16 protein-coding genes and 1 riboswitch are annotated in these 19,624 nt (G+C 37.5%); of the genes, 4 read left to right on the top strand and 12 right to left on the bottom strand.

Annotated elements, in window-relative coordinates; translation table 11 throughout:
* Positions 1-41: 41 nt before the first annotated feature.
* Complete coding sequence (locus FJR38_RS12570; RefSeq protein WP_168537364.1) at positions 42-2,147, bottom strand: TonB-dependent receptor; 2,106 nt, start codon at positions 2,145-2,147, stop codon at positions 42-44.
* A 280-nt stretch (positions 2,148-2,427) separates the two neighbouring features.
* The gene (locus FJR38_RS12565) at positions 2,428-2,808 is read right to left on the bottom strand and encodes a DUF1636 family protein (RefSeq protein ID WP_168494487.1); all 381 of its coding nucleotides are present in this window, start codon (positions 2,806-2,808) and stop codon (positions 2,428-2,430) included.
* 535 nt (positions 2,809-3,343) lie between these two features.
* Positions 3,344-3,487: riboswitch (cobalamin riboswitch) on the bottom strand.
* A gap of 145 nt (positions 3,488-3,632) precedes the next feature.
* On the opposite strand from FJR38_RS12565, the gene recG reads away from it, so the two are divergent.
* Positions 3,633-6,098 carry an ATP-dependent DNA helicase RecG gene (recG, locus tag FJR38_RS12560; protein ID WP_168494485.1) on the top strand — a complete coding sequence of 822 codons (2,466 nt, stop codon included), beginning with the start codon at positions 3,633-3,635 and terminating at the stop codon, positions 6,096-6,098.
* A 336-nt stretch (positions 6,099-6,434) separates the two neighbouring features.
* On the opposite strand, the gene FJR38_RS27770 is transcribed toward recG, so the two are convergent.
* The 6 genes from FJR38_RS27770 to FJR38_RS12535 all read right to left on the bottom strand — a co-directional run bounded on the left by FJR38_RS27770 (position 6,435) and on the right by FJR38_RS12535 (position 13,177).
* Entirely contained in the window at positions 6,435-7,529 is a 1,095-nt protein-coding gene (locus FJR38_RS27770) for a hypothetical protein (RefSeq protein WP_217360019.1), read from the bottom strand.
* Entirely contained in the window at positions 7,513-8,823 is a 1,311-nt protein-coding gene (locus FJR38_RS27765; protein WP_217360018.1) for a DNA methyltransferase, read from the bottom strand. Before FJR38_RS27765 ends, FJR38_RS27770 begins: the two co-directional genes overlap by 17 nt.
* Before the next feature lie 190 nt (positions 8,824-9,013).
* Positions 9,014-9,457: an SRPBCC family protein gene (locus FJR38_RS12550; RefSeq protein ID WP_168494483.1), complete on the bottom strand. Its 444-nt coding sequence runs from the start codon at positions 9,455-9,457 to the stop codon at positions 9,014-9,016.
* Between the two features lie 141 nt (positions 9,458-9,598).
* The gene (gene zds / locus FJR38_RS12545; RefSeq protein WP_168537362.1) at positions 9,599-11,038 is read right to left on the bottom strand and encodes a 9,9'-di-cis-zeta-carotene desaturase; all 1,440 of its coding nucleotides are present in this window, start codon (positions 11,036-11,038) and stop codon (positions 9,599-9,601) included.
* A gap of 89 nt (positions 11,039-11,127) precedes the next feature.
* The gene (locus FJR38_RS12540) at positions 11,128-11,298 is read right to left on the bottom strand and encodes a CopG family transcriptional regulator (protein ID WP_168494479.1); all 171 of its coding nucleotides are present in this window, start codon (positions 11,296-11,298) and stop codon (positions 11,128-11,130) included.
* Positions 11,299-11,578: 280 nt separating this feature from the next.
* Complete coding sequence (locus tag FJR38_RS12535; RefSeq protein ID WP_168537360.1) at positions 11,579-13,177, bottom strand: hypothetical protein; 1,599 nt, start codon at positions 13,175-13,177, stop codon at positions 11,579-11,581.
* 418 nt (positions 13,178-13,595) lie between these two features.
* On the opposite strand from FJR38_RS12535, the gene FJR38_RS12530 reads away from it, so the two are divergent.
* From FJR38_RS12530 to FJR38_RS12520, 3 genes are all read left to right on the top strand, one after another.
* The gene (locus FJR38_RS12530; protein ID WP_168494475.1) at positions 13,596-13,952 is read left to right on the top strand and encodes an iron-sulfur cluster assembly accessory protein; all 357 of its coding nucleotides are present in this window, start codon (positions 13,596-13,598) and stop codon (positions 13,950-13,952) included.
* Positions 13,953-14,042: 90 nt separating this feature from the next.
* Positions 14,043-14,465, top strand: coding sequence for a M48 family metallopeptidase (locus tag FJR38_RS12525; protein ID WP_168537358.1), 423 nt, complete (start codon positions 14,043-14,045; stop codon positions 14,463-14,465).
* Between the two features lie 211 nt (positions 14,466-14,676).
* The gene (locus FJR38_RS12520; protein WP_168502845.1) at positions 14,677-14,931 is read left to right on the top strand and encodes a hypothetical protein; all 255 of its coding nucleotides are present in this window, start codon (positions 14,677-14,679) and stop codon (positions 14,929-14,931) included.
* 3 nt (positions 14,932-14,934) lie between these two features.
* Here FJR38_RS12520 and FJR38_RS12515 read toward each other — a convergent pair whose 3' ends face one another.
* The 4 genes from FJR38_RS12515 to FJR38_RS12500 form a co-directional block, all read right to left on the bottom strand.
* The gene (locus tag FJR38_RS12515) at positions 14,935-15,861 is read right to left on the bottom strand and encodes a TIGR01777 family oxidoreductase (RefSeq protein WP_168537356.1); all 927 of its coding nucleotides are present in this window, start codon (positions 15,859-15,861) and stop codon (positions 14,935-14,937) included.
* 38 nt (positions 15,862-15,899) lie between these two features.
* Positions 15,900-16,370, bottom strand: coding sequence for an FHA domain-containing protein (locus FJR38_RS12510; protein ID WP_168537354.1), 471 nt, complete (start codon positions 16,368-16,370; stop codon positions 15,900-15,902).
* Positions 16,371-16,435: 65 nt separating this feature from the next.
* Positions 16,436-18,853 (bottom strand): cation-translocating P-type ATPase, encoded by a 2,418-nt coding sequence (locus FJR38_RS12505; protein ID WP_168537352.1) that lies wholly within the window; start codon positions 18,851-18,853, stop codon positions 16,436-16,438.
* A 440-nt stretch (positions 18,854-19,293) separates the two neighbouring features.
* Positions 19,294-19,569 carry a TM2 domain-containing protein gene (locus tag FJR38_RS12500; RefSeq protein WP_168494464.1) on the bottom strand — a complete coding sequence of 92 codons (276 nt, stop codon included), beginning with the start codon at positions 19,567-19,569 and terminating at the stop codon, positions 19,294-19,296.
* Positions 19,570-19,624: the final 55 nt, after the last annotated feature.

The raw sequence follows: 19,624 nt of genomic DNA, 5'->3' as shown, positions 1-19,624 counted from the left end.
TTCATTTATTCATTACTTATGGTTAATAAGTTCTAAAAATACTAAAACGTAGAACTCAAACCAACTTGAAAACCTCTACCTCCGTCAGGAAAACCAGGAAACAACTGATAACGCTGATTAAAGAGATTTTCTAAACTACCTGTAACTACCAGTTTATCACTTAAAGGTACACGCAGTTTAAAATCAAAAGTCGTATAACCAGATAAAAATTCTGTATTTGTATTATTAGTAGGATATCCATTTAAGGAATTCATTAATAAACCCAAATACAAACCTTGAGGATTTTCATAAGAAACTCCCAAATTTAATTTATCTGCACCAGCAAAGCGCAATTCTTTGTCAATTTCCGCCGCATTAGAACTTTTCAAAATACGTGGATCATTTGCCGTGTAATTAACGAAAGTATAAATGTTTTTGGCAAGTTGCAAATTCAAAGTAGCCTCAATTCCCGTAGTTTCCACCAGTCCGATATTTTCCCAAGTTCCTGTATTACCATTTACTGGTGGTGTCAGTCTCTTAAAGGCAATTGTATCTGATACACTATTTTTGAAAAAGGTTAATCTTACTAAACCAATATTACCAAGTTTTTGGTCAATACCAATATCAAAACTATCACCTCTTTCTGGTTTAAGTTCAGGGTTGCCTATATTGCTAGGGTTGACATTAAATAAATTAGCAATAGTAGGAACTCGGAAATTTTTGATATAATTTGCCCTTAAAGTAGTTGAATCAGAAACAGCATATTTTGTCCCCACAGAAGGAGACGTAACTGAACCATTTACCAAGCTACTAAAGTCTTGGCGTAAACCTAAATTAACAGTCAAATTAGGGATTAATGCTACTTCATATTTGCCAAACAATGCTCCTTGATTAATATCATTATCATAGTTCAATCTTTCTATGTTAGTAGCATAACTAAAAGAAGTATTCCGGACATTAACAGTCCGATAATCAAAGCCATAAACTACACTTTGATTTTTAGCAAAGTTCCAACTATGTGTAGTTTGAATTCCGTAGGCAGTTTGGTTAGTCTCAAAGCGACTTGAACCACTAGGATCAAAACGAGTGTTCAAAAAATCACCATAAACTCTAGCTGTTAATAAAGAATCATCCCCACCTCCTAATTTTGAATTCCAGGTTAAATCAGTTAAAACTTGATCTGTGTATTTGCGATTTTTATCTGTCAGCGAATTAAAAAAACCTTGTCCATTGACTGGAAAAGGAATTGGAAATCCTCCTGGTGTTCCTTGTTCTTTATTTAAGTATAAAGTCGAGAAACTGAGAGTATTTCGTTTTCCTAAATCTGCTTCTAATTTGACATTAAAATTGTTATAAAGCGCATCATTATTTTTTCGAGTTCCTGAAAAATTAGCTTCAGGAATAGAAAAAGGATAATTATTTTCAGCTTGGGTACGGTTATAACCTACAACCCAAGAAATATCACCCTTTTTACCGCTATTTTGAATACTCTGTTGATTGAGTCCATAAGCACCAATATTGACTTTTGCCTCTGTGGTAATTTTCTCTGTAGGACGACGGGTAATAATATTAATTACTCCCCCAATTGCATCAGAACCATAAAGAGTTGAACCTCCTCCTGGTAATACTTCAACTCTTTGAATATTATTAGTTGTAAATTCAGAAAGATCAAAACCACCACTTCCTGCATTATTAATTGGTCTACCATCAAGTAATATTAATACTTGACCAGTATTAGAACCACGAATAAATTGACCACTTAAAGCATTAACTTCTGTTCCTACAGTACCATCACCTAATATACCAGGCAGAAATTTAAGTGCTTCTCTGACGGTTCTCGCACCTTGTGCTTCCATTTCTTCACCCGTAATTACATAAATTGGCCGGGTAGAATCTTTCACTGTTCCTTCCTGACGAAAGGGTGAAAAAACAGGTTCATTTAATAGCTTCTCAATAACATTTATTTCAATATCAGCTTCTTCTTCCGTCATTGTTGGTGTATTTTGAGTAATTTCTGCTGCGACTGGTTGTAAATCTTTTGCAGAACCTTCGTGTTGGGGAATTTCTATTGCTATAACTTTGTGATTTTCACATAACATACCCAAAATTATAGTCACACTAGACGCAATAATTTGAATTCCTAGTTTCGCAACTAAATTGGTAGACATTTTTGATCTAAACCCCTGTATAACTAAAAATTTAAACAAGACAAAGTTGCAGTCTTTTTCATAAACAAAATGGTAATTAACTAAATTACACATCAGAAAAAAACTGCGACAATCTATCAAGAAAGAAGCCGCGGCATATTTAAAGAATAATAATCATTCTCACACAGAAAATCAAAAATAGCAACAGACATCTGGTGACAAAGATTATACAAAACTGAATATTCTTTTTAGACCGATATTAACCAAGAAATTAACTACAAGTGATGTTCAATTGCGCCCACTAATTTAGTGCCGGAATTTTTGCTAAAATGCCTTTTTTTAAAGGTTCTGGTCGTTCTGACCAGGGTAACAAACCATCCGTTTTAGCATAGTATTTATTTGCACATTCTATTATTGCAGATGTACTTCCATCTACTGGTAAATCACCAAAGAGATAGGTTGATTTTCCTTCCGCTGTCAAAGCAATGACGCAAGAATGACTACAAGCACTCATACATTCAACCCCCTGAATGCAGAATTTATTGTGGAGTTCGCTATCTTGTGCCAGTTCTTGAAGCTGTTGTAGCAGTTTTTGTCCACTACTTTCACCAACTTGCTTACCGTCTTGCCATTTTCCACCACAAGTTGTGCAGACAAATAGAGTATGTTTTTGATTCAGCATTGATTTATAAATGTTTAGGAATTAGTCAGAAACGCAGATATGATACTTTTCTGCGGTATGGTTACTAATGTCTGGCGTTGCTGATTAAGAACAGGACTTATGCAAAATCATGAAGAAACAAACCGCAGAGGACGCAGAGGACACGGAAAAATAAGAGTTTCAGAGAGTTATTGCGTAAGTCCTAAATAATATGATTTTACCTCACGCAGAGGCGCTCCAGTCTCAGAGAGTAAGAATTTGCAATTTTTGATTTTCCAATTTCATACTTCAATATGGCTATCAGCAACGCCAAATGTCTAATAGCTAGATTTGTGTCAATAAAGAATTATTAACCGCATTCTTCATTTCGTTTTATCAAGAGTCAAAAGTTTTTAGAGACTCTCTTGTGGAGTTTCGACTATTTTTGTCTATATATACCTATAAAATCAGTAAAGTTTTACAATAGACAATATGTAGAATTGCTTTAAAGCCAAACTGATTAATTTTGATGGAGATATTCATGATGTTATTCATCTGTACCACGCAGATGGATGAGAGTTTTCTTTTTACCTGCGGCGGGCATTCTGACTTAGAGACATTCATCTCATTACAGTTGCGGGACAGCGCCAGATTTACACTGGACTTTCCCCCTTACGTTTAATGGCTGCTCCCCATTAAAACCGACAATTATCATGAAATTACTATACTTTCTATTTGTTGTCAAGCCGCATGACAGGATAATATTTGTTTATCCTTTTTCTAGCAACTATGTTAACTATTTTTGTGCTTTAAAATACTTATTTTAAGTTTTTACGTAAATTTACTTGTATTGGAGATAGATGATAATGACTAATGAAACACCTGATTGGATAAGATTACATAAAGCCTTAGCATTTGAGTCTGAACATGGCTTTGTAGATTTAGTAGGAAAGCAATATCGCTTTAGTGAATTTCTGTGTTTGATTTTTGGTAAATTTCCCACTGCTTTACCGCCAAAAGAACGTTATCGTTGGCAAGAAATAGCAATGCAATTTGCTAGTTATCCAAATTTAATATTAGAAGAAAGGCAACATTTAGTAGCAGAAGTTAGAAGATATCTAAATCAACTTCAACAAGAATTAGAGGAAGAAACACCCAAAATAAATTATGAATCTAAAAATCAACATCCCACAACTCCCATTGTTGCCGAAATTAGTAAAAGATTAGCTCCTAAAATTGATCAAAAACTTAGTGATTTACCAGAAATTGGCATTAGAAAAGCGGAGAATTTAGCACGGTTGGCTTTATATACCGTGCGTGATTTACTATTTTACTATCCCCGTGATCATATTGATTATGCCCGTCAGGTGAATATTAGTGAGTTGGAAGGAGGGGAAACAGTAACAATCATAGCAGCAGTCAAAAGATTTAATTTTTTCACCAGTCCTAAAAATAAGAAGTTATCAATATTAGAATTAATCCTTAAAGATAATACAGGACAAATTAAAGTTAGCCGTTTTTACGCAGGTGCGCGGTTTAGTAGTCGTGGTTGGCAGGAAAGTTTAAAACGCCGCTATCCTGTGGGTAGTATGTTAGCGGCTTGTGGGTTGGTAAAAGGAAGTAAATATGGTTTAACTTTGGATAACCCAGAATTAGAAGTTTTGGCAGATCCAGGAGATACCATTGATTCTTTAACTATTGGGCGAGTTGTTCCTATTTATCCGCTGACTGAGGGTGTAATGGCCAATACAGTCAGACAGGCAATGATAACGGCTTTAACAGCAGCGGTGAATTTAAAAGATCCTTTACCTAAAGGTTTGCGGGAAAAATATGCTTTGATGGAATTGAAAGATGCCATTCCGAATATTCATTTTCCCAAAGATAGTGACTCTTTAAAAATTGCCCGTCGTCGTTTAGTATTTGATGAATTTTTTTACCTGCAACTTGGTTTATTGCAACGCCAGAAAAAAGCCAGAGAAATCCAAACTAGCGCCATACTTGCACCTCAAGGACAGCTATTAGAAAATTTCCATGAAATTCTTCCTTTCAAACTCACTGGCGCACAGCAACGAGTTATTAATGAAATTCTTACCGATTTACAAAAACCAGTAGCTATGAATCGCTTAGTTCAGGGTGATGTTGGTTCGGGGAAAACTGTTGTTGCTGTTGTTGCTATTTTGGCGGCAATTCAATCAGGTTATCAAGCGGCATTAATGGCACCTACTGAAGTATTAGCAGAACAGCATTATCGTAAATTAGTTAGTTGGTTTAATTTACTCCATTTGCCTGTTGAATTATTAACAGGTTCAACAAAAATAGCCAAAAGGAGAGAAATTCATTCTCAATTAGAAACAGGTGAATTACCTTTATTAGTGGGAACTCATGCTTTAATTCAAGATAAAGTCAACTTTCAACGTTTGGGTTTAGTTGTCATAGATGAACAGCATCGTTTTGGGGTAGAACAAAGAGCAAAGCTACAGCAAAAAGGCGAACAACCTCATGTTTTAACTATGACAGCTACACCTATTCCTCGGACTTTAGCATTAACTGTACATGGGGATTTAGATGTTAGTCAAATTGATGAATTACCACCAGGAAGGCAACAAATTCAAACCACAATGTTAAGCGGACAAGAACGACCTAAAGCTTATGATTTAATCCGTCGAGAAGTTGCTCAAGGTAGGCAAGTTTATGTTGTTTTGCCTTTGGTAGAAGAGTCGGAAAAATTAGATTTGCGTTCGGCTGTAGATGAACATCAAAAGTTACAAGAAAGTGTGTTTCCAGATTTTCAAGTTGGGTTATTGCATGGACGCATGACTTCAGCAGAAAAAGAGGAAGCAATTAATAAATTCCGTGATAATGAAACCCAAATTATCGTTTCTACGACTGTGATTGAGGTGGGGGTAGACGTGCCTAATGCCACGGTAATGTTAATTGAACACGCGGAAAGATTTGGTTTATCACAACTGCACCAATTACGGGGACGTGTGGGGCGGGGTGCAGCGCAATCTTATTGTTTATTAATGAGTAGTACAAGAAGTCCTGATGCTCAACAACGGTTGAAGGTATTGGAACAGTCCCAAGATGGGTTTTTTATCTCAGAAATGGATATGCGGTTTCGCGGTCCTGGTGAAGTGTTGGGAACTCGCCAATCTGGTGTAGCGGATTTTACTTTAGCTAGTTTGGTGGAAGATGAGGATATTTTGCTGTTAGCGCGACAAGCAGCGGAAAAAGTGATTGATATGGATGCAAGTTTGGCGCGTTGGCCATTAATGCAGGATGAGTTAAAGTATCGGTATGAGCGGTTAATGGGTGGTGCAATTTTGACTTGATTTATTCAGGTGAAATCATATTTAAGTAGTCGTACAAAATAAATTGTATATTTGGGAGAGGGAACAGGAAGAGAGTTTTGGACGATTTTACTTTTCTTCACATACCTTTAAATTTTTCTGTTCACCTACTTACCTCCGCAGACTAACTGAAGATAATTTGGCGTTGCTGAATTAGGGTATGAAATTCAAAAATCAATGATTTCAAACTCTTACTCTCTGTAGACTCTGCGCCTCTGCGTGTTCGCGCAGCGTGCCGTAGGCATAACAAAATCATACTCTTAATCAGCAACGCCGATAATTTAAATGAAGTGATAGCAAAGCTGGAAGCAAAAGCATTTATTCTTCCTCAACCTTAACTTTTTCCTGTGCTGGTTTAATGGAAAAATCAATCACCCATTTCAATTTTGATTGATCTCCTTGCAAATACTCAGCTATAGAATTAGCCACCGAAGCAACGGCTTTGATAGGGACAACATAATCAAAAACATTTGCCATAATTCGCAATGTTTCAGCCGTCCATTCTCCATCTACAATCAATATAGCCAAAATCTCTTTATTTTTACCTTTCCAATTAATAGCTGAGAACATTTTATCTTTAGCATATAAAGATGCGTGTCTAGATGATGACTTTCTCACTTCTATAAATGCTTTAGGTTCATTTTCATCAGGTACAACAAAATCTGATCTAAAATTATAGATAACTCCTTCTAAATACTTGTATTCTTTCTCTCGTTTGTAAGGAACATTAGCTTCATCCAATGCTGTAGCTACAATACTTTCGAGTAATACTCTACCTACTAAATCACGCACAATACCTTCTAATGTTGTTTCTAAACCTTGCAAAATTTCCTGATCTTCTATATTTTGATTAGTTGTTTTACTGCTAAGAATATCTGATAATCTTTTTGCTGCTGGCTTTGATATAGCATTATCGGAAACACTACCAATTCTTTTCTTTAATTCAGATTTACTTCTAACATTAATTAGTCTCTGAAAAATTGGTAGCATTCTCGGATTATTATGTATATAATCAGCCTCAAATACTTGAAAATTATTTGAGGCTATACGAAGTTCATTAATAAGACTTTGTCCTACTTCTCGCATTTTGATATAAACACCTTTAGTTATTGATGCTTCCACATCAAAGATTATTGCTTGTCGTCTTTGCCATTCTTGCACTACATCAATTGCGGTTGCATTTTTCGGATCAAGATTGCTATTAATTCCGGTTAAGATTATTAGTTTTTGTTCATAATCTTGAGCATCTTTAGCTTCAACTAAAGCGAATCCCTTTGTTTCATTTACTAAACTTAAATAAACATCTATATAACCTTTCATGAAATCCATAGCAATAGCGTATAGCGTACCGCTACTTTCATCAATATCGTTAGTATTATCAATCTCTAAATCTGAGTTAAATTCGTTTTGCATGAATATGATACTCCCCTAATTTATTTGAACCTGTTCTTTTTTTCAGAATCCACCTTTCACCCCGTGTTCTCATATTCTCTATATTGATAATATTAAATCCGTTTTCTATCATTAATTGACTCAATATTTCATGAGTAGGAATGTAAACTCCATATAATGCTGCATCGGAAACAATTAAATGAAGATTACTACCAGATCGAAGTATTCTATATAATTCTCTAATAACGTTTTGCATTTGGGCAAAGTAGGGATATATTAATAAATAATAATCTTTTTTGCCAGGTCTAATTTTTCTCTCATTGATTAAATTTTCTATTATACAATCTAAATATTTTAACTTTAAATTTGTTGATAATTCCGAAGAGAATAGTTCTTGATTTCGTTTTAAGTCTGTAGGTGCTGTTGTAGTATTAACAATTAAACGCCGACGAACTTTTTCTGTGATTTCCCTCCATGAACCAGCATAACGCCAGAAGTATAATTCCATCCGTGTCATTTCTGCAAAATCAAAGTTGTTTAAATAAGGTGGAGAAGTTATACAAATTGAACAACTTTCATTTTCTACAGATTTCATATTTTCTGAACTGCCAAAATTTAATTTTGCTTTGGGAGTAAAATTATCTTGTAAATCTTCAATATCTTCACATATTTGTTGGCAGACAATAGAAACGGAGTCATTAAAAGATATAGATTTTTTTAAAGTTGTGGGAGCTTTATAAATACCATCAGTTTGAGCTAAGGAAGTCTTTTCCAGCACTTTAGATAATATTAAACGAAATAATGATTTATGTTCCTGAGGAATTACGTTTTCTATTTCTAGACAACTTGCTAACAAACCCAAATTCTCTTCTGATACCAGTTTAGTTAAAAACTTTAAAGCGTCTTTACTCCATATTTCTGCAAAACTGCCAGTATAAGATTGAATTGATAATAATAGATTTTCTAAATATTTTACCTGTTGTATATCTGATAGAGGAAATAGTTTTGCTTGTGATATATCATAAAAAAAAGGATGGGCTTCAAATCCTATTGACTGAAAATTCTGAAAATTCGCCTCAACCAGTGTAGTACCTAGTCCAGAAAAAGGATCAATTACAATATCATCATCACTATTCAGTTTAGCCTCTTGTATGCAAAACTTCACAAATTCAGGAGAAAATCCAGCTATGAAATTGTACCATCTATGAATTGGGTAATTATTAGTAAATATATTAGTAGATAATTTTTTATTAGCAGGTAATTTTTGTGTTTCTATTAAACTTGTAGGTGAGTTAAATAAATTTAATTGGAGCATACAATTTTATTTATGGAAATAATGACTGAGTCAGAATAATAAATTTTGAAAAGCAGTAATCAGCCAAAGTTTTAGATTCAAACTTCTTACTGCTTGTTTTACAGCAGGGTACAGGCTTAAAAGTCTCTTAGCATAAGGCTTTGTTCCTCAAAGTTGTACCTCATTTACCTGAAATCTGCTGTATCATATATCAATCAGGTTTCACATTCAAAGCGTATTCCTTAAACCGTTCCAAGTCTGCTTGAATTGTGGACTCTACTACCTTTCCTAGAAACAAATTATCCATGAGTTTACCAATAAAGCCGGGAATAGCATAGGAAACGGTCATTTTAACAACGCTGCTAGTATTACGATCATAAAAGCGAATTGCACCTTGATTTGGTAAACCATCAACTGATTCCCATTGGATAATTTGGTTAGGAACAATTTTGAGAATGCGCGATTTCCAACTAAAATCCCAACCACCTGTACTTAATTTCCATAGAGATATCTCAGGATCATCTGGCAAGATTTTTACCGAATCAATCCATTTCATCCACTTAGGCATTTGCTCTAAATCTGACCAAAGTCCCCAGACTAAATCTATGGGAACTTCAACTTCAACTTGTACACTATGTTCTAACCAATCACTCATTAGATTTTAGATTTTAGATTTTAGATTGGTAATAGATGATTGGTAATTAAATGTAATTAAATCATTATTCCCTATCACCTATTCCCTATTAACTCTTAACTGTCACCTGTCACCTGTTCCCTGTCACCTATTAACTGTCACCTATTTCTTGACATTTTCCAGAATCACTTTAGCTGCACGTCGTCCAGAGATTGTTGCACCTTCCATACTGTCAATATAATCTTGTTGAGTATAACTTCCGGCTAGGAAAAAGTTAGGTATAGGTGTTTTTTGGTCAGGACGGTACGCATCCATTCCTGGGGCTTCTCTGTACAAGGACTGAGCCAGTTTGACGACATTGTACCAAGTCATGTTTAAATCTCTGGATGAAGGAAATAGTTCATGGACTTGTTTAAGGACGTGCTGGGCGATCGCTTCATTACTCTGTTTAATAAAAGGATCTCCCGGTGTCAATACCAATTGTAATAATGAACCCTCTCCCGGACGATAATAATCTGCTGGACTAGTCAAAGCCAAATCAGCGAAACAGGAAAAATCAGCATCAGCGGTATATAACAAATTATCTATTCCCACTGCATGATTTAACTGTTTACGTTTTTGGTCATCTTCCAATTCTGTCACCCAACCATCAAATCGTAGCTGTACTGTAGCGACTGGGACAGCATCAAGTTTATAAATATTATCAAATTCAGGCCATTTGCGCCAATCTGGGGGTAAAACACGCTGAATTCCGGGAACATCACAAGCACAAAGATAAGCATCAGCAGTGATCACTTCTTCTGTATCACCTTGGGAAACTAATATACCTGTAACTTGGGTTTCTTCACCAGATTCAGTAAACTGTATTTCCCGGACTTGACGACGGGTATATATTTTAGTGCCTCTTTCTTCTAAGTATTTGACAATCGGTTTGTGTAAATATTCATGGGGTGAACCTTCCAGCATTCGCAGAATTGAAGCTTCAGTTCTAACTGCAAAAAACTGGAAAATTGTCAACATACAACGGGCAGAAATATGATCGCAATCTATAAATCCCAGGGCGTAAGCTATAGGATTCCATAGACGTTTAATACTACCTTTGCTGCCTCCGTGACTATAAAACCAGTCGGAAAAGCTGATTTTATCTAATTTGCGGATAGTTTTCATAGCCCCGTCAAAGTCTATTAAACCTTGAACTATGGGGCTAGTACCGAGAGCGATCGCATTTTGGAATTTATCTTGTAAAGAAAGTTGGGAAGTGGTGAAAAACGCCTTTAAACCATTAAAGGGCGCACCTGTGAAAAAGCGAAAATCTAACGCCCCAGTGCGCCCACCTTTATTAATAAAAGTATGGCTATGTTCCTTCAAACGTAAATTTTCTCCCGCTCCCACTTTCTCCATTAATTCAAAGAGATTGTAGTAGCAGCCAAAAAAGACGTGCAGCCCCATTTCAATATGATTGCCATCACCATCTACCCAACTGCCGACTTTACCACCCACAAACGGACGAGACTCGAAAATTTCTACCTCACAGCCCGCATCTACTAAATCTACAGCAGTTGCTAAACCAGCTAGTCCCGCACCCACAATTGCAACGCGCATTCCCTCGTTCCTTCTTCAGTTTCTTTACAAATTGTAACTGAATTGATGCGGGAATTTGCTCTTAATTGTCAATTGTCAATTGTCAATTATCAATTGCCTGTCACCTCTTCCCCTTGGGGTAAACTTCTAATTAGTTCCCGAATTACATCTGTTGCCGGTCTACCTGTTTGCTGGCAATATTTTTCTAGTTTTTCCGCTTCTTGTGTTGCTAGATTAACTGTTATCCGTTTAACGGCCCATTTTTTATTTGTCATTATCATGCACTTAGCTGTATATTAACTTTATTCAGAAATTTTGATGACACAAGGCGAGAATGAAACTTTAAAGAAAGTAACAAAAACACTAATTTTATTAAAAATCTTCAATTTGTCAATCATTGACAATCTTAAAAACTTTGCTTAGATGCTGTAAATTCCTTTTTCTTGGGGATTAATTGTGTTTTGAAGCTCAGGGGCATTGATTCGACCTATCAATGTGTAGATTATAGATATCCTACTAATTTAATTTATAAATTTTAGGCATACCTATTTATTTAGTCAACTATTTTAAGCTCAATTCTTCTGGTGACAGTGAATGGGCTTCCAATAAAGCCATCATATCTTTTAATTGGGGATTGCCACGAGAAGCCCCTGTCAGTCCTTTAGCAATAATTAAACCGCAATAGCCATTGGTATTTTGACATCGCTGATGCCACTTTTTCCTTGCTTCTATATGCACTGGGTCATCATCTAAAAATTGCCCAAACAAAAATAATTCATGATTGTGTGTTTGTAATAAACCCAAGTCATAATCATCGTCATCGAAGGGATCAGCTATATTATGAAAACAAATTGCGTTTAATCCTCCGTTCTCTTGAATATTTTCAATAATAGCCTTAGCTTTAGGGCGAGAGGTTTGAATGATAATTATTGGTAACCCGTCACCTATTTGTGCAAATTCACCTGCGGCTTGATAATTATCGCCTTGACGGAGGTAATTTAATGTTTCCCAAGACAACACACCCAAACTCATAAACGCGTCCTCTGGGATTAAGTCGTCTCTGATGGCTTGGAATATGGAATCATCATCATCATCATCATCATCATCCAAACCAGCCAGTTCTTCTAATTCTGCTGTCAATTCTGTCATGGTAGAAACAGTGACAGATACAGATTGACGATTTTGATCGAGTTCTGGTAAAGAAATCCGATAGCGTCGGCTCAGGGGGGGGAAATCTTCATCATATAATTGCCGATGATGGTCACGGAGAAACCGCAGTAAACTTTCTAATGCTGCAAAAGTGAGAAGTGCTTCTTCTTCGTATAAAACAGAACGTAACCCTTCTAGAGGGTGAATATTACCGAAAGTAGGTTGAATTTCTGAAAGTGGCATATCTGCCAAATTTCCCAGATCATCATCTTCACTATCGTTCGAGGAATCAAAAGTGAGAAATAAACAATCTTGTTTGAGGAAAGCTTCTTCCAAGTCTTGATTTAGATTCTCTTCATCGGAGAGAACAGCAGCACGAAAGCGTTTAAGAGAATCTTCGGAACGATAAAATAAAATTCCATATTCAATTCCTAACATTCCCATGACTGAGGCATAGAGTTTTTCTACATCCCATTTATTGATCTCTATTGACAAAATTTGCTGTTCTTCCAAAAATTCCCAAGGAGCAGCTTGCCAGACTTCAAAGGCTTTATCATGGAGAAGTTTGGCGTACTTTGGTGGTAAGTCGGGAATTTGGTTGTCTATGACTTCTGCAAAAGAGCGAAACAGTTCGTCAATTAGGGGTAATTCGGGGAAGTAGTCAATGGCGATATCTAAGTCTTGTAATACACCGCGCAGATAAAACTGAATTTCTCGGTCTCTGACGACAATTCTTTGGGGTTTACCGGGTTTGGCGGGAGTTTGTGGATGTTCTATTGCTTGCATTAAGGTGCGAACAATTGCTTCAGGTCCGGTGCTGGGATCTACCATATCCATAGCTCTAACAATACCTTCGGAGGCATCCACCCAGAGAATACATTCTCCCTTGGTTTCCGAATCTGTGAATTGGGCGTGTGGTGATGACAATGGACGGCGATCGCCCTCCCATACAGAAGGAATCCGGGTTAATTTCTGCAACCGACGACTGGTAGAGCGATTAAAACTTGTCATAGAGTAAGTGAATCAAAACAAAATTGAGAATTAGACGTTTGAGAAAGGCTAACGAGAAGTAGGTTTTCCTGGTTTCAGATCAAGAGTGGTTGTTGATTTAGACTACTCATGGGCTGAAATTCCCAATATGGCTAATCTTTAAACACACCGAGTCTCTCAATTCTAGAATAAAAATCCTTGCTTGCTGACAAAGAATTCATAGGTGGCAAGAAATAGGAGTATGGCTTATGCGATGCTCTGCTTGCAGATGTTAGAGAAAAATTCCTATTCTGCTCCTTTATTTTCCATCTTCCCATCAACTCATTCATTTTTGCCGTCCTAATGTCGCTAAAATGAAGACAAAAACATTCATAGCAGCCCAGAGGTAATCAAATGCCTAATGGGGTATTGATAAAATCAGTTCAGGAGTTAAAAATTCATGACACAAGCTATGCAAACTCAACAACGCGGCATTCAGTTATCACACAGTGCATTGCGTCAAGTTAAGTCTCTTCAAGATAAACAAGGACAAGATTTATGTTTGCGAGTAGGAGTCAGACAAGGTGGTTGTTCGGGAATGTCTTACATGATGGATTTTGAGGATATCAGCAAAATCACCCCTGATGATGAGGTTTTTGATTATGATGGCTTCAAAATTATTAGCGATCGCAAAAGTCTACTTTACCTTTACGGTTTAATGCTGGATTATAGTGATGCCATGATTGGTGGTGGTTTCCAATTTACTAACCCCAACGCTGCCCAAACTTGTGGTTGCGGTAAATCTTTCGGCGTATAATACTTGAGAAAAGTTTGTCAGTTATTGGTTGCTCATCACAACTAATAATTGACAATTGACAATTGACAATTAATAACTGATTTAGGACACATGACTAATACAATTGATTCCTTGTTTGATACAGGTTTAGAACGATACAAAGCTGGAGAATCTGTAGAATCTCTCATTCCTGTATTTAAAGAAGTATGCGATCGCTCTCCTAAAGCCAGTTCAGCTTGGATTTGTCTAGCTTGGCTCTATCTCCTTGATAACAAAGGTCAATTGGCTTTTAAAGCTGCTAATAAAGCTGTGAAACTCAACCCTCAAGACCCACAAGGGAGAATTAATCTAGCTTTAGCAATGCTAGAAACAGGTCAAAAAGGTTTGCGGGAACATATTGACTTTGCACAACAATTGATGTTTGTCAATGAAGAATGGCAAGAAGAAATTAAGAATAGTATTGAAGATGGTTTAACCAGAAAACCCGATTGGAAAAATTTAACCAAAGTCAAAAAATGGTTATTTGAAGAGTAATTAGGGAATAGGGAACAGGGAACAGGGAACAGGGAACAGGCAAGAGTAATCACCAATTACCAATCACCAATCACCAATCACCAATCACCAATCACCAATCACCAATCACCAATCACCAATCACCAATCACCAATCACCAATCACCAATCACCAACCCTTCGGCTACGCTCAGGGCAAGTCACCAATCACCAATCACCAATTACCAATAAAAATGAAAGACAAATTATTAAACTGGCTCAACTTCATCTTAGTTGCTGATGTTTTCCTAGTTATTTTAGGTTTTGCGTGGCTTGTTATCGCTGTAATTGGTGATGCTTCCGGAATTAATCTCGGTTTAGATTTATGGCATAAACTTTGGATACCATTATTTAACCCAGCCATTGGTATCCTTATGGGTGGTGCTTTACTGAGTGGAATTATTAGCTGGGTTTCTAAGAAACTTACTAAATCTACTCCGATGTCATAGGATTTAAGATGACGTGAGAATCTGCGTTAGTGCTGATTCTAGCTGAGGATATTGATACTGAAAACCGGACTCTAAAGTGCGTTTGGGGATAACCTTTTGTCCTTCTAATACTACCTTTGCCCCATCTCCTAATAGAGCTTCTATGGCAAATCCAGGAACTGGCAACCAAGAAGGACGATTCATGACTCTACCCATAGTTGTACTTAACTCATTCATGCGGACTGGCTGAGGAGCAGTGGCATTATATACTCCTTCCATTGTGGGATTAGTTAAAGCTTGGATAATTAAACTCACAATATCGTCTAAATGAATCCATGAAAACCACTGTCGGCCGCTGCCAATTGGACCACCGGCAAAGAGTTTAAAGGGAGTAATCATTTTTCCCAAAGCGCCCTCATTACCTAGAACGATACCAAAGCGTAAAATCACTAACCGCACATTGGCATCTTTGACCTTGTTAGCTTCCCCTTCCCATTCCCGGCAGACTTGAGCTAGAAAATCGTTACCAGAAGGACTATCTTCATCAAAAGTGGTAGTTTCATTAGTTCCATAGTAACCAATAGCCGAAGTGTTGACTAAGACACCGGGTTGAGGATTCGCTTTAGCGATCGCTTCGACAATTTTTTGTGTTCCCAGTTTGCGACTGTTGAGGATTTCCTGCTTCCGTTCTGGTGTCCAACGTTCCTCAGCAATGGGTTCTCCGGCTAAATTAACTACTCCATCACAACCTGCTATAGCATCTTGCCAAGCACCGGACACAGTAGGAGTATAGGAAACAACTTCTAAATTAGGAAACCGTTGGGAGGGAAAAACTTTTTGGGCAGAGGTAGTATTTCGAGTTAAAACTAAGATTCTATGACCTGCTGTGTGTAGTCTTTCTACTAACCGACTACCTACAAATCCGGTTGCACCGCTAATTGCTATTTTCATTTGCTCGTTGTCTAGGACCTAATTTAATCAACATTTTATCAATCTTCAAAATCTTCAGTCATGCCAGGATTAATTAATGTAATGTCGTACTCACTAGCATCAGTTGACGAAAAACGCTCGGTATTTTTGAGCAGATAATAAATGGCACGAACTTGAGGTCCAAAAATTACTTCATCTTCATTTTGGAGGTCATGGGCTGGGATTTTCCGCCCATTAATCATCAAACCGTTAGAACTGGGTTTTCCTTTGGCATTACCATCTACAATGCGATAATAGTACCGCTGACTGTTTTTTGGGCGTGGTAATCTCACTAATGTGGCATGGTGACGGGAAACAAACTGTGAGAACAAACGAATATTACAATCACGATCTCTACCAATAGAATAGACGGGATTTTCTAAAGAAAACTCTTTCCTTCCTTGGTCGTCTTCAATGATTAGTAGATGGTTTTCATTATTTGGGGATGCCATTGATAGACTACTAAAATTGCTTGCACTTTGATCAATCATATATATTAGTTGAGTATATTTTTCGGCAATTACTACTAGTTACAACAGACAAGAAAAACAATTCACTATAGGAAAAACCTCCTTAATAAAATTGAGTTAGTCACAACACTAACAGAGCTAAAAGCCATTAATGCTGCGGCGCTGGAGGGACTGAGGACAAAACCCCAGCTAGGTAATAATACACCAGCCGCTAGAGGAATACCTATCGTATTATAGGCAAAAGCCCAAAATAAATTTTGGCGGATAGTATTGAAAGTAGCGCGACTTAGCTGAATAGATTTTACAACATCAGTAATAGAATTTCGCATCAAGATAATTTCCGCAGTTTCTATTGCTACATCTGTACCAGAGTGTAAAGCTATGCCTACATCTGCTTGGGATAGGGCTGGGGCATCATTAATGCCATCTCCTACCATAGCTACGATTGATTTGGCTGTCCCAGACTGAAGAGATTGAATGGTAGTAGCTTTTTGGGATGGGGGGATACCAGCCATGATATCGGCGTTATCTATACCGAGTTGTTGGGCGATCGCTTTGACTGCTTCTAATCTATCACCACTGAGGATCATCACCCGCAAACCCATTTGTCGGAGTTTGTCTACTGCGGTTTTAGCATCTGGTCTGAGGGTATCACTAACGGCAATTAATCCGGTTAAAGTTCCATCTACAGCTACACCAATTACTGTTTTTCCGGCTGTGGCTAATTGTTGTCCTTGTTGTTCTGCGGTTTCACTAATCTTAATTTGGTGATAATTTAACCATTCCCAATTACCTAGCAGGACATTTTTGCCGGTGACGACAGCAGATACACCCATTCCTGGTTCTGTGTGGAAGTCTACAGCATGGGGAATAGTTAACTCTTGTCGTTTAGCTTCCTGTTGAATAGCTGTAGCCAGGGGATGATAAGTACCACTTTCCACTGCTGCGGCTAGTTGAATTAAGGATAATGGTAAAGCTGATTCTGCTACAACTACACAATCAGTTACCGTGGGTTTACCTGTGGTGAGAGTGCCGGTTTTATCAAAAACTACAGTATCTAGTTTGTGGACTTTTTCTAAAACATCACCACCTTTGATTAATAGTCCTTTTTCTGCACCCATACCCGTCCCCACCAAGATAGCGGTAGGGGTAGCTAATCCTAAAGCACAGGGACAAGCAACTACCATGACAGCGATCGCTAATTTTAAACTAATTAAAAAGGAGGAATATTGACTTTGAGGTAATAAATGTTGGGGATTATGTCCCATATTGTGAGCCATTTCCATCCCACCGGACATGGTAACTTCTGGCCAGATGTGAGTTCCCAACAAATACCAAAATGCAAATGTTAAACCAGCGGCTGTTAAGACACCGTAGGTAAAATAACCAGCTACCGTATCAGCTAATTTTTGAACTGGGGCTTTACGAGTTTGAGCAGCTTCTACCAAAGCCACGATTTGAGCTAGAGTTGTATCATCACCAGTGCGAGTAGCTTGAATTGCGATCGCTCCTGATTGGTTCAAAGTCCCACCGATGACAGGATCTCCTAGTTGCTTCAATACAGGGACTGCTTCCCCAGTCAGCATCGCCTCATCTATGGTAGTTTGGCCAAAGCGAATTTCCCCATCCACCGGCACTTTATCCCCTGGTAGCACCTGCAACCATTCCCCCACGCGCACTTGTTCCGCGGGAATTTCCATAATATTTGCGCCAGCGATTAATTTTTCCGATTCTGGGTTAATAATCAATCTGGCTGTTTGGGGTGCAAGGGCTAACAATTGCCGAAATGCTGTGGCTGCGCGTCCTCTAGCCTGTTTTTCTAAAGTTCTACCCAAAAGAATAAAACCCAACATCATCACGGGTTCATCAAAAAAGCACTCCCAACCCATTTGGGGAAACAACAGCGCCACCAAACTTGCAGTATAAGCTGTGAGTGTTCCCAAGCCGATGAGAGTATTCATATTCGGCGCACCTCGTCGCCAACCTTGCCAACCTTCTACTAAAATTGGTCTACCGGGAATAATGATCGCGATCGTTGCTAGTCCACAATGAAACCAGATGTCATTTAAAATCGGGAAAATGGAGCTACCAATATTACCAAAATGTCCAATTCCTGATAGTACCAGTAGTAAACTAGCAATTAGCAACTGTCTAATTGTCGCCTCCATTTCTTGGCGATGTCTGGCTTCGAGATTAGAGTTTGCAGATTGCTCACCCGCACGTTTAGCAGTCCGCAATTGGCTAGGAAATCCTGTGGCTGTTAATCCCTGTGCTAGTGCATTTGCATCTACAGTACCAATTTCTGTCTCTACTACAGCAACTTCTGTTGCTAGGTTGACACAAACACTTTTGACTCCTGGATGCTGAGTTAGTTGTTTTTCTACTGCTTTTACACATCCTGCACACTTCATTCCCCCAACATCTAAAATAATTTTCTCTAAGTTCAATACTGTTTGGGGAAGGGCGGATTCTGGGACTATTTCAGTTTTTGGGATCAGTTGCATGGTCAGTTTTGAGATTTGCTTTTGTTATTTAGAGGCTTGACAATCAGCGTCTCTACTTTGAGGTTAGGCGAAATCTGCAACTTTGACCAAGTGAAAGAATATTAAGTTTCTTGAGATCCCTCACGTCTCAATACTTGTCAGTTAAGCTCAAAACAATGAAATCACGTAGCTTGGGTTAAGGAACGTTCACGAAGTGTGGCGAAGCCATAACCCAACAAACCAAGAATAGTTGACATTCAAATCATCGCTACCACAAGAATTATAATTTTATTCTCGTAGTGTAAATTATAGCAGTTAATTGTATAGGCAACATCAAAATTAGGCTTTTGTAAAAAAAAGTTATTTCCCAATTTGATACAACACTAAAATATCCCATACTCATCATCACCAAAATGAGCCAGTGTATCTGTTTTTGCTTAAAAATGTGCATATCAAATCTTTTAAAACCAACCTTGTTTATTAACAAAATAGGTATTAACGAATTCTTCATGGGGTTTATTTAAATAAATCATGGCTTCAATTAAACCGATGAGTTGCATAACTATTAATGCAAAACCGTAGGTGAAAGAGCCACCAACTACAGAAATTACTAACATAATAAAACCTTCGGATGGATAACCCAAAATAAACTTATGCAGTCCAAATCCACCAAAGATAATTCCAGCATAGCCGGCTAATAGTTGTTTGGTGGTATGAGAGGGGTTGAGATTACTCATATTTAGTTATGCTCCTTGATAGATGAATTATAAAATTTAAGGAATAGGAAAATAC

Source organism: Anabaena sp. UHCC 0253, from assembly GCF_009712085.1.
Classification (GTDB): domain Bacteria; phylum Cyanobacteriota; class Cyanobacteriia; order Cyanobacteriales; family Nostocaceae; genus Dolichospermum.
Note: the sequence above shows the minus strand (reverse complement) of the source record. Positions and strands in the feature narration are given on the sequence as shown.